The following is a 10,416-nucleotide window of genomic DNA, read 5'->3' as shown; positions in this document are numbered from 1 at the left end:
AGGAACTTTTCCAAACTTCCAAATAAAATAAATTTTATTTTTTGAAGCCTTATTTTCTCTCTACCTTTATTTCAATATGCCAGGCTTAACTGGCTCCCCGTTCTTCCGAACCGGGCTGCAAAGGTAACAATCTTTTTCTCTCCCGCAATATTTATTTTAAAATAAATCCCGCTCTCCATATCCCTGTGCCATCCTTCAATCAAAACCTCTTCCTCCGAAGCGGGATGCAAAAGTAGGAAAATTCTGTACAACGCCAAAGGTTTTTTATGGAATAACCAAGGATTTAACGTAAGTTGATGGTTTTCAGCAGGAAAAAATTCGCCTGAGACAAAACTTTTTGAAAGGAAAGGTGTTTACAGCTCCTTATAAACCTCGCAGGTTTCAAAAACCTGCGAGGTTTGACCTAAAAAACTTACGAAGTTCCCTGCTCCCTGCCATTAGAAACTTCGTAAGTTACTCCTGCCCCCGCCCATCTAAACCCGATTGAAGTGGTAGCTGCCGGCTTCTCGCCGGCACTACAAACGGAAAGCGGGGACATACCTATATAGTAGCACAAGAACTGCTTTACTAAAAAACAATAGCATATTAGATACTATAGGAATAACAGAACTTAACTAAGGACGAGATTTTAAACAATAATTAATACTTTTATAGCCTTATAAACCATCCAAACAAATGAAGTTGATGCTTAAACTATACTTTTCTCTGCTATTTATCGGCATAGCAGAAATCAGTTACGCGCAAAATTATAAAAATGAGCTTGTTATTATCTCTGAGAATGATGCTTATATTGACATTACCAGCGACCGCTATTATACAAACGGTGCTTTTATTAAATTTAGGCACGCTTTAAATGGTGAAAACCTGAAAACCGGGAGAAGCAAAGAGATTATTGGATTTGAGCTTGGTCAAAAAATATATAACCCCTACTACAGCTTTGTACCAAACCCTGCTCTACACGACCGCCCTTTTACAGCCTACCTTTATGGCGAAGCAAATTATAGCCGTTTTTATAGCAATAAACAAATGCTAAAGGTTTCTGCACAAATTGGAATTACCGGGAAAGATGCTTTGGGCGAAAAGTTTCAAAAAGCATTTCATAAACTGGTTGGTCAAAACCAGATTGAAGGATGGGAATACGGTTTAAACAGTGAGCCGACACTGAACCTTGGCGCCGAATACAACAAACTTTTAATTACCACCAATAATAAGGTATTTGATGTTACGGGAACGGCTTCGGCTGCGCTAGGCAACGTAATTACAAAGGCAAATCTTGGTGCCATATTCCGTTTGGGCAGATTTAACGATATGGAAGGCTCAGCAGCTTTTAACAGTTTGGTGAGTAATAACAATAAATATAATGCTACGCGTAAATACGAACTTTTTCTTTCGGTTAGTCCACAATTACATGCTGTTGCATTTGATTCGAGCCTCCAGGGTGGTTTATTCAGGAGTGATAAGGGACCGATTACCTTTAAACCAAAACCTTTTGTTTTTACCACACAGGTGGGATTAACTTTCGCCATTGCACGCTGGACAGCCAACTACACCGCTACCTTTACATCTAACGAAGTTAAAAACAGCGCCACTGGCTACCGTTATGCCTTTTATAGCCTTGCTTACCGTTTTAGTAAAAACTAATGAAAAAACACTTACTTACTTTTATTTTCGTGATTACAGGCTGTGCGTTTGCTGAGGCTCAAATTGCTCCAGAAAACCATTCCATTATCATTAAGCCTATATTTGGCACACACATCAATAATGATCAGGGCCACTTGTTTCAGGATCAGATTACAGGGTTTGACGCAGCTTATTTCAAGGAAATTAGCCAGAATAGTGATAAATGGATCGGATTTAGTGGTGCTAAATCTTACGGGATCGGTTTTATTTTTAGAAATCTAAGTAACCTGAAAGGCACAAAAGATGCTTCAGCCAATGCTTTCGGGCAGATATACAGCTTAGTAGCACAAATGGATTTTCAATTATTTAAAGTAGGAAAAGCGAAATTTAATTTTACGCCTGGTGTTGGCTTGGGTTATACAAACAAGTATTACTATAATAATACCAAAAACAGATTTTTGGGAAGTCCGGTTAACGAAACCATTAAAGCAGATTTAGGTATTGAACTGCCCATGAGCAAATATACCGACTTAATGATGGGTTTCGGTTTTCTGCATGTATCTAACGGAGGGGCTACTATTCCAAATGGTGGCTTGAATACAGGAAACATTTATGTCGGACTTAAATTAAATAATCCGAAAACTTTGACTGCTGAGCGGAAAAGCACTTATACCACGCTACAGCGAAATTCTATTGAGTTGAATGCTGGTTTAGGTGCAAGAGGCGTATTTGCTAATAGAAATAAAAGTTTGTACAAAAGTGGATTATATGCAGGTTATAATTTCTACCTGAATGATATGATGACGCTTAAAGCCGGTGCTGATGCCGTTTATTATTATACTGTATTTGACCCTGATAATTATGGGCAAACCTTTCAGAACTATGGTACTTCATACGATAAGTGGCGAACCGGAATCAGCATTGGCGCTGATCTTAACTTATGGCGCATAACCGTTGCAGCACAGATTGGGAAATACATCCACTACAATAGATTGATGGATAAAGCAAACTGGTACTGGACATTTGGACCTACATTTAATATTACACCACATATCGGTTTACAGGCAAAAACCTATATGCATTTTGCCCAGGCTGATTTTGTAAATTGGGGTGTGGTATACCGTTTTTAATATTGTCCGGTACTTAGCAATACTAAGGTGCAGGCTTCAACTGGTTCTATATCATGCTGATCCAATAGTTTCTCCAGTTCATAATTCTCTGTGCCTGGGTTGAAGATTACCCGCTTTGGTTTCGTAGCCAGAATATAATCGTGGTATTGCGGCTGTAAAGCAGGACCAATATATAAGGTGATCGTATCAATATCATGGTGGATTTCTCCAGGCTTTTCAATTTCAATGCCTGCAACTTCTCCTTTTTTTATGCCAACGTTGACAATATCATGGTTAAAGCGCTTAAGCATGTGGGCTGCTTTGTACGAATATCTTGAAGGATCTGGCGAGGCGCCAATAATCAAAGTCTTTTTCATAATGCGATTACACAAATTAAAATTTAGACAATAAAGCAATCTGACCAGAATGGTAAGCATGGTGTTGTGCCAGCCCGCTTACCAATTCAATATTGGTTACCCCTGTACCTAAAGCAGGATTACGCTCGTTCTTTACTTCATCATTCCATTGGTTGTCTTTCAGGCTTTCGCAAACACGGATCAGTTCTTCGTTCGCGATCTTAAAATCAAAGATAATGCGTTCCCAAGCCTGTGGCGTTCTTGCTTCAGGCTCGGGCCAATCACCCCTTGCAGGTTCAGCAGCTGGCTTACCGGTTAATCTAGACGAAACTTCTTCTGTCCATGCTGTTAAATGCAGTGCAATTTCGGCTATCGAATGTGCCCCTGGCACTAAATGGCTAAACGCTTTTTCCGGATTTACATTATTCAATGTTTGCATTACATGATTGCCATGCCACGCATCACCATTGAAAGCTTTTTTTATTTCGTTCGTGATATTAAACATACCAAAACAACAACCGGTGCACTATAAAGTTTGTTAAGATGCATTCAATATTGCATTTGCACAGTTAATTCCATCAATTGCTGCCGAAACGATTCCACCCGCATAACCCGCACCTTCTGCACAAGGATATAAACCTTTTACCTGAGGGTGCTGATAAGTCTCTTTATCTCTTGGAATCCTTACCGGAGAAGAAGTTCTGCTCTCTACGCCTACCAAAATAGCTTCATTTGTGTAATAACCTCTAATTTTTTTACCAAATAAAGGCAATGCTGCGCGCAAACTTTCAGATACAAATTCAGGAAGGATATTATCGAGCATCGAACTTTTTGTACCGGGCAGATAAGAATTTTTGGGGAGATCCAATGATAATCTGTTGTTTACAAAATCGACCATACGCTGTGCGGGGGCAACCAGGTTTCCTCCACCAGCTTCAAAGGCAGCTTTTTCTATTTCGGATTGGAAATTCAACATCCTCAGCGGATCGTAACCCTGAACATCATTTAAAGTCACCTGAACTACCGTTCCGGAATTGGCATACGGGTTATTTCGCTTAGAAGGCGACCAGCCATTTACCACGATTTCGTTTTCGCCTGTAGAACAAGGTGCAATAATCCCACCCGGACACATGCAAAAAGAAAATACCCCACGGGCACCAACCTGCTCCACTAAACTGTAATAGGCAGGAGGTAAAAACTCCGATCGGATATCGCAGTGATACTGGGCTGAATCAATAATTTCCTGAGGATGCTCAATCCTGACCCCTAAAGCGAAAGGTTTTGCTTCGATCAGGATATTTTTACTGTTCAACAATTCGTACACATCTCTTGCAGAATGTCCTGTTGCCAGGATAATGTGATCAGCGAATAACTTTTCTTCAAAATTGATCTCAATTCCTTTTACTTTTCCAAATTCGATCAGAATATCAGTCATCCGGCTATCGAACATCACTTCTCCCCCGGCATTCAGGATCGTATCTTTTATAGAAGTGATAATATGCGGCAGTTTGTTGGTACCGATATGTGGACGGGCGTCAATAGCAATATCTGGCTCTGCCCCATGGTTTACAAAAACCTGGAGCACCTTATTAATATCGCCCCGTTTGTTGGAACGGGTATATAATTTCCCGTCAGAATAGGTTCCGGCACCGCCTTCTCCATAACAATAGTTAGATTCTGTGTTTACTAATCCCTGCTTGTTTATAGCAGCCAAATCTCTCCGTCGTTGTTTTACATCTTTACCACGTTCGATAATAATAGGCTTTAATCCATTTTCAATGCATTGCAAAGCAGCAAACAAACCTGCAGGACCTGCGCCTATAATAATTACGGGTTTCGCTTCTTTTACATTAGGATAATTGATGGTATAAACTCCAGGAATGGCTTCCTCATCTACAAAAACCTTTACCTGCAAGCGGAAGATTACTTTTCTGGAACGGGCATCTATCGATCGCTTCAAGATCTCATAGCCTTTAATTCTTGAAACAGGTAATTTTAACGCTTCAGCGAGTTTCTGGTTAATCATCTCTGTTTGCTCTACCTCGTGCGGGAGCAGCGTAATTTCGATGTCTTTTTGCATATCATGTCAGGTTTTTATCCCGAACAGTACAAAGATAGATATCTGATAGCATATTTGATGATTTCAGCACATGAATAAAAACCATTAACAGACTAAAGTAATGCTTTTATGTTTTTTTGGGAAAGCAATTGCAGTATTTCATAGGAAACTACATTCCCGCTCTCCCTTCTCCCGACGTAAAGTCGGGACCCGTTCGATCAGGTTTAATTAGGTTATTTTTCTGCTACTATGCCGGTTTTCCGTGCTATAGGCCCAAGTTTCTAGCTCCGATCGGAGCGGGCATCCCAATTTAAGCACCGGTTTATGTTATATTTTGGTGTGCTTGTTTGTTTCACAGGTTTTGTATCTGGATAAAGCAAAGAGCGGAAGAACATCAAAAAAAAGCAAAAAGCCCTGCGCTCCAAAACAAAAGAATTCGACCGGAAATCATCAGTTTTTTTTAACATTTGCCCAATCAAAACTCATTAATTTATTTTATTAAAATCCGTAAGTAATTTGCCAACCTGTCATATAATCATCCAAAGTGTAACAAAGGCATGCAATTTGATATCTAATTCGTAAATTGACCATAAATCAATTCTATTAAAAAGACAAAAATCATAAAAATGAAAAGATTAATATTTGGAATTTTAGCTGCAGTTATTGCAGTGAGCACTTTAAGTTCATGCGGTTATAACAGCATGGTTAAATTGGATGAGAACGTTAAATCGAAATGGGGAACTGTGCAAACGCAGTATCAGAGAAGGGCAGATTTAATTCCTAACCTGGTAGCAACCGTAAAAGGAGCGGCTAAATTTGAACAGGGTACATTGACAGCGGTAACTGAGGCACGTGCGAAAGCCACGCAGATGACGGTTAACACGGATGATCTTTCGCCAGAAAATATCAAAAAATTCCAGGCTGCGCAGGGAGAATTAAGTCAGGCATTGGGTAAATTATTATCCATTACCGAGAATTATCCTGAGCTAAGGGCTACACAACAATTCAGTGATTTGTCGGCACAATTAGAAAGTACCGAAAACAGGATCACCGTTGCCCGAAAAGATTTTAACGATGCAGTACAGGAATATAATGGTAAAATAAGGTCGTTTCCAACCAATTTAACAGCTGGTATGTTCGGATTTAAACCTAAAGGATATTTCGAGGCCGATGCTTCTGCAAAAGATGCTCCTAAAGTAGAATTTTAATATCTAAATCATAATATATAAGGGTAGTAAGTGTTTATAAGCAAGCATTTATTACCCTTTTTACTTCATATAAAATAAGCACATGTCGTTATTTTCAGATATTGAACAAGAAAGAATAGCAAACGCGATCTCAGATGCAGAAAAAGCAACATCTGGAGAAATTAGGATTGCTATTGATAAACACTGCGCAGTTGATCCATATGAAAAAGCTATCGAGTATTTTACCAAGCTGGATATGGACAAAACAGCCAAAAGAAATGGGGTACTGATTTACCTGGCGCATGCCGATCATAAATTTGCCATTATTGGCGATGTGGGCATTAACCAGGTTGTACCTGAAAATTTTTGGGAAACAACCAAAATAGCGATGACTGCACATTTTGCAAAAGGCAACTTAGCCGACGGCATTATTGCAGGCGTAGCGTTGGCTGGAGAAAAACTAGCCTTGTTCTTCCCGCCCCAAAAAGGTGACATTAATGAATTGCCAAATGATATCGTTTTTATGGACAATCTAGAGCAGAAATAAGCGATGAAGAAAATATTCCTTTTCTCGTTACTGAGTTTATTATTCACTTTCGCCTTTGCACAGGATTTCCCAGAGAAACCCAATACTTTGGTTAATGATTACGCTAATGTATTATCAGCCGATCAAAAGCAGCAACTGGAAACTAAATTAGTAACCTTTAATGATTCGTCATCAACACAAATTGCTATAGCGATATTAAAATCAGTCGGCGATTACGACATTAATGAGTATGCTGTAGAACTGGGCAGGAAATGGGGTGTTGGCCAAAGCGGCAAAAACAATGGCATTATGATCGTTGTTGCAGTTGGCGACCGAAAAATCTCTATTCAAACAGGTTATGGCTTAGAAGGTGCATTACCCGATATTTATGCCAAGCGTATTATAGATAACGATATTAAACCCAATTTTAAAGCCGGAAATTATTATGCCGGCCTGGATGAAGGTACTACTTCGATTATAAAATATACCAAAGGCGAATATAAAAATGATAGTCCTAAAACTTCTTCAAAGAAAGGTGGTGGAGGTGGCAGTATTGTGATTATTATCATTATTGTAATCGTAATCATCATCTTTATGAGAAAAGGTGGAGGAGGCGGAAGCGAAGTAATTGGCGGACGCGGGGCATCTAATGCGCTGTTTTGGGCTATGTTATTTGGAAGCAGTGGCGGTGGACGAAGCAGCGGTGGCTGGGGAGGTGGTTCTTCTGGTGGTGGCGGAGGTGGATTCGGAGGTTTTGGCGGAGGAAGTTTTGGCGGAGGCGGAAGCAGCGGAAGCTGGTAGGTTAGTCCATAGTCCATAGTCCATAGTCCATAATAGTCCATAGTCCATAGTCCATAGTCCATAGTCCATAGTCCATAGTCCATAGTCCATAGTCCATAGTCCATAGATTGGAAAAGATTTTGTTTTGAACGTTACAGAATATTTTAACTTTCCAACAGATAAAACACTACAGCAATAATGTATAGAAAAGATTTAATCACAGCTGAAATACAGAAACTTGCACAGATTTTGGCCCGTGTTATGGGCTTAAAGTTAGAAGGCAAATTGGCTGAAGCCAATCAGCTTTTTGAAGAAACCATGGAAGGTGGCTTCCAGTTGCCTAAAGAAATTCTTGAAAATGAAGATCTTTCTGTTTTTGAAAACTGGTTAACCGAAGGCAACCTTCCTCCTGAAAAACTCGACTCGTTAAGCGAATTTCTGTATTATGAGTTAGGTGTGAGTCAGGATCGCAACCAAAGCATTGCACCAAAACTTAATTTAGTTTATCAATACCTTTCAGATCAGCACAAGATTGTACATTTGGTAAACTTGCACCGCCAAAAAACAATACAACAATACCTGCGCTAAGTGCCAGGCGCATGGCGCTAAACAAAATAAACAACGTAAATAATGATTATAGAAAAGTGGCAGAAACTTGCCTCTAAATATTTAGTACGCGAGCAGTGGGCTACTTTACGCGTTGATGAAGTGAAACTTCCTGGTGGCGTGATAAAAGACGATTATTATGTTTTAGAATACCCCAACTGGGTAAATGCAATTGCATTAACAGAAGAAGGAAAAATAATTATGGTACGCCAGTACCGCCATGCAGCTGATATTATTTCACTTGAAGTTCCAGGCGGAGTGATTGATGGTGATGAGGCTCCCGAGTTTGCCGTTAAACGTGAACTTTTAGAAGAAACTGGCTATAGTTTTAAAACCTGTAAGTTTATTGCAGAACTTTATCCCAATCCGGCAACATCAGACAACAGAACGTTTACTTATTTTTTAACTGGTGGTGTTAAAACACACGAGCAGCATTTAGATGAACACGAAATTTTAAATGTTGAGGAATACACTGTTGATGAAGTTAAACAGCTAATCAAAGACAACAAAATCGCCCAGGCATTACATGTTGCTGCTTTACACTACGGATTAGCTGAACTGGAAAAACTTTAGAAGTTTAAAATACGAAGTCCCTTAATTGCAATGCCCCGAAAGTCAGACTTTCAGGGGCATTACATAAAAACTAGCCTTTATTAATTTGCATAAACCTTTGAACATGAACGAAAGGTTTTAATTTAAACCCTTCTACCTTTCTATTCCTGAACCTGGTTTTAACTCATTTTTAATTTCTTTTGGATATCGTGTACGTAAGCTTTAAACTTCTTATCAGTATCGATTAAATCTTCTACGGTTTGGCAAGCATAAATTACGGTACTATGATCACGTCCACCAAAGAAAGCACCAATTGTTTTCAATGATGACTTTGTATGACTTTTAGATAGATACATCGAAATCTGACGTGCCTGAACAATTTCGCGTTTACGTGTTTGCGATTTTACCATATCAACAGGAACCTCAAAATACTCGCAAACCAATTTCTGGATGTATTCCATTGAAATTTCTTTTGAAGTATTTTTGATAAAGTTCTTCAACATCTGTTTAGCCAGGGCTAAATCGATTTCCTTCTTGTTCAAAGTAGCCTGCGCTAAAAGAGATACCATAGCACCCTCTAACTCACGTACGTTGTTATCAATGTTGTGTGCAACATACTCTACCACCTCGCCCGGCAACTCAATACCATCAGCATACATTTTCTTTCTTAAAATAGCGATACGGGTTTCCAGATCAGGAATCTGTAAATCTGCGGATAGACCCCATTTAAAACGGCTTAATAAACGCTCTTCCAAACCAGCTAAATCTTTCGGTGCTTTATCAGATGTTAAGATTACCTGTTTGCCCGACTGATGCAGATGATTAAAAATGTGGAAGAAAATATCCTGTGTTTTTTCTTTACCTGCAAAGTTGTGCACATCATCCATGATGATCACATCCATTGCCTGATAAAAGTTAACGAAATCGTTAATGGTGTTGTTTTTTAAGGAATCTACAAACTGTTGACAAAATTTCTCACAACTTACGTAGATCACCAACTTATCTGGCATGCTGCGTTTAATCTCGTTACCGATTGCCTGTGCCAGGTGCGTTTTACCCAAACCTACTCCACCGTAAATCATTAGCGGGTTAAAAGATGTGCCACCTGGTTTAGCTGCTACAGCGTAACCTGCAGAACGCGCCAAGCGATTACAATCTCCCTCAATGTAATTTTCGAAAGTATAGTTAGCGTTTAATTGTGGATCAACATTTAATTTTTTTAATCCCGGGATAATAAATGGGTTTTTAATATCCTTGTTAATGGAAACCGGAATCGGCATCGATTGTACCTTTGCCTCCGCCCCATTTCCATTTGAGGGCATATTGGTAGTATAAGGATTACCGCTGTTTGATGATTTATCTACAACGATGTTATATTCCAACCTGCCATCCTCTCCAAGTTGTTTTTTTACAGTCTTGCGCAGCAAGCCCACATAATGTTCTTCAAGCCATTCGTAAAAGAACAAACTTGGCACCTGTATAGTTAAAACCTTGCCTTCCAATTTAAGAGCCGTTATTGGCTCGAACCAAGTTTTGAAACTTTGGCTCGGAATGTTATCCTTAATAATTTGAAGACAGTTCTTCCATACTTCTGTACAAGTTTTTTCCATTGCGATTTCTA

General features: G+C 39.3%; 13 protein-coding genes. 7 read left to right on the top strand and 6 right to left on the bottom strand.

Annotated elements, in window-relative coordinates; all coding sequences use genetic code 11:
- Window positions 1–71: 71 nt before the first annotated feature.
- Entirely contained in the window at window positions 72–251 is a 180-nt protein-coding gene (locus BCL90_RS25455; protein ID WP_134380757.1) for a hypothetical protein, read from the bottom strand.
- 161 nt (window positions 252–412) lie between these two features.
- On the bottom strand, window positions 413–538 hold the full coding sequence (locus tag BCL90_RS26140) for a hypothetical protein (RefSeq protein ID WP_262707559.1): 126 nt from the start codon (window positions 536–538) through the stop codon (window positions 413–415).
- A gap of 146 nt (window positions 539–684) precedes the next feature.
- Here BCL90_RS26140 and BCL90_RS23970 point away from each other — a divergent pair, with 146 nt between their 5' ends.
- Window positions 685–1,641, top strand: coding sequence for a lipid A deacylase LpxR family protein (locus tag BCL90_RS23970; RefSeq protein ID WP_166792265.1), 957 nt, complete (start codon window positions 685–687; stop codon window positions 1,639–1,641).
- Window positions 1,641–2,750 (top strand): acyloxyacyl hydrolase, encoded by a 1,110-nt coding sequence (locus BCL90_RS23965; protein WP_121287824.1) that lies wholly within the window; start codon window positions 1,641–1,643, stop codon window positions 2,748–2,750. The genes BCL90_RS23970 and BCL90_RS23965 overlap by 1 nt, the downstream gene beginning before the upstream one ends.
- On the opposite strand, the gene BCL90_RS23960 is transcribed toward BCL90_RS23965, so the two are convergent.
- Genes BCL90_RS23960 through BCL90_RS23950 form a run of 3 tightly spaced genes read right to left on the bottom strand, consistent with a single transcriptional unit; the run spans window position 2,747 to window position 5,165 of the window.
- Entirely contained in the window at window positions 2,747–3,106 is a 360-nt protein-coding gene (locus BCL90_RS23960) for a CoA-binding protein (protein ID WP_121287823.1), read from the bottom strand. The two genes, BCL90_RS23965 and BCL90_RS23960, sit on opposite strands and share 4 nt — an antisense overlap.
- Window positions 3,107–3,122: 16 nt before the next feature.
- On the bottom strand, window positions 3,123–3,590 hold the full coding sequence (locus BCL90_RS23955; RefSeq protein ID WP_121287822.1) for a DinB family protein: 468 nt from the start codon (window positions 3,588–3,590) through the stop codon (window positions 3,123–3,125).
- Between the two features lie 33 nt (window positions 3,591–3,623).
- On the bottom strand, window positions 3,624–5,165 hold the full coding sequence (locus BCL90_RS23950) for an NAD(P)/FAD-dependent oxidoreductase (RefSeq protein WP_121287821.1): 1,542 nt from the start codon (window positions 5,163–5,165) through the stop codon (window positions 3,624–3,626).
- A gap of 605 nt (window positions 5,166–5,770) precedes the next feature.
- On the opposite strand from BCL90_RS23950, the gene BCL90_RS23940 reads away from it, so the two are divergent.
- The 5 genes from BCL90_RS23940 to BCL90_RS23920 all read left to right on the top strand — a co-directional run bounded on the left by BCL90_RS23940 (window position 5,771) and on the right by BCL90_RS23920 (window position 8,816).
- Entirely contained in the window at window positions 5,771–6,352 is a 582-nt protein-coding gene (locus BCL90_RS23940) for a LemA family protein (RefSeq protein WP_121287819.1), read from the top strand.
- Window positions 6,353–6,434: 82 nt separating this feature from the next.
- On the top strand, window positions 6,435–6,878 hold the full coding sequence (locus BCL90_RS23935) for a TPM domain-containing protein (protein ID WP_121287818.1): 444 nt from the start codon (window positions 6,435–6,437) through the stop codon (window positions 6,876–6,878).
- Between the two features lie 3 nt (window positions 6,879–6,881).
- Window positions 6,882–7,658: a TPM domain-containing protein gene (locus tag BCL90_RS23930; protein ID WP_121287817.1), complete on the top strand. Its 777-nt coding sequence runs from the start codon at window positions 6,882–6,884 to the stop codon at window positions 7,656–7,658.
- A gap of 177 nt (window positions 7,659–7,835) precedes the next feature.
- A complete protein-coding gene (locus tag BCL90_RS23925) occupies window positions 7,836–8,225 on the top strand; it encodes a hypothetical protein (protein WP_121287816.1) in 390 nt (129 codons plus the stop codon).
- Between the two features lie 42 nt (window positions 8,226–8,267).
- A complete protein-coding gene (locus BCL90_RS23920; RefSeq protein ID WP_208529919.1) occupies window positions 8,268–8,816 on the top strand; it encodes an NUDIX hydrolase in 549 nt (182 codons plus the stop codon).
- A gap of 158 nt (window positions 8,817–8,974) precedes the next feature.
- On the opposite strand, the gene dnaA is transcribed toward BCL90_RS23920, so the two are convergent.
- Window positions 8,975–10,405, bottom strand: a complete 1,431-nt coding sequence (gene dnaA, locus BCL90_RS23915; protein ID WP_121287815.1) for a chromosomal replication initiator protein DnaA — start codon at window positions 10,403–10,405, stop codon at window positions 8,975–8,977.
- Window positions 10,406–10,416 lie beyond the last annotated feature (11 nt).

Origin of the sequence: Pedobacter alluvionis, from assembly GCF_003664035.1 — a bacterium.
Lineage (GTDB): Bacteria > Bacteroidota > Bacteroidia > Sphingobacteriales > Sphingobacteriaceae > Pedobacter > Pedobacter alluvionis.
This window is presented reverse-complemented; position numbering and strand designations above follow the sequence as displayed.

Coding starts and splice junctions, on each gene's coding strand:
- BCL90_RS26140 (WP_262707559.1), bottom strand. CDS start 538: ATGTCCCCGCTTTCCGTTTGTAGTGCCGGCGAGAAGCCGGCAGCTACC.
- BCL90_RS23970 (WP_166792265.1), top strand. CDS start 685: ATGCTTAAACTATACTTTTCTCTGCTATTTATCGGCATAGCAGAAATC.
- BCL90_RS23965 (WP_121287824.1), top strand. CDS start 1,641: ATGAAAAAACACTTACTTACTTTTATTTTCGTGATTACAGGCTGTGCG.
- BCL90_RS23960 (WP_121287823.1), bottom strand. CDS start 3,106: ATGAAAAAGACTTTGATTATTGGCGCCTCGCCAGATCCTTCAAGATAT.
- BCL90_RS23955 (WP_121287822.1), bottom strand. CDS start 3,590: ATGTTTAATATCACGAACGAAATAAAAAAAGCTTTCAATGGTGATGCG.
- BCL90_RS23950 (WP_121287821.1), bottom strand. CDS start 5,165: ATGCAAAAAGACATCGAAATTACGCTGCTCCCGCACGAGGTAGAGCAA.
- BCL90_RS23940 (WP_121287819.1), top strand. CDS start 5,771: ATGAAAAGATTAATATTTGGAATTTTAGCTGCAGTTATTGCAGTGAGC.
- BCL90_RS23935 (WP_121287818.1), top strand. CDS start 6,435: ATGTCGTTATTTTCAGATATTGAACAAGAAAGAATAGCAAACGCGATC.
- BCL90_RS23930 (WP_121287817.1), top strand. CDS start 6,882: ATGAAGAAAATATTCCTTTTCTCGTTACTGAGTTTATTATTCACTTTC.
- BCL90_RS23925 (WP_121287816.1), top strand. CDS start 7,836: ATGTATAGAAAAGATTTAATCACAGCTGAAATACAGAAACTTGCACAG.
- BCL90_RS23920 (WP_208529919.1), top strand. CDS start 8,268: ATGATTATAGAAAAGTGGCAGAAACTTGCCTCTAAATATTTAGTACGC.
- dnaA (WP_121287815.1), bottom strand. CDS start 10,405: ATGGAAAAAACTTGTACAGAAGTATGGAAGAACTGTCTTCAAATTATT.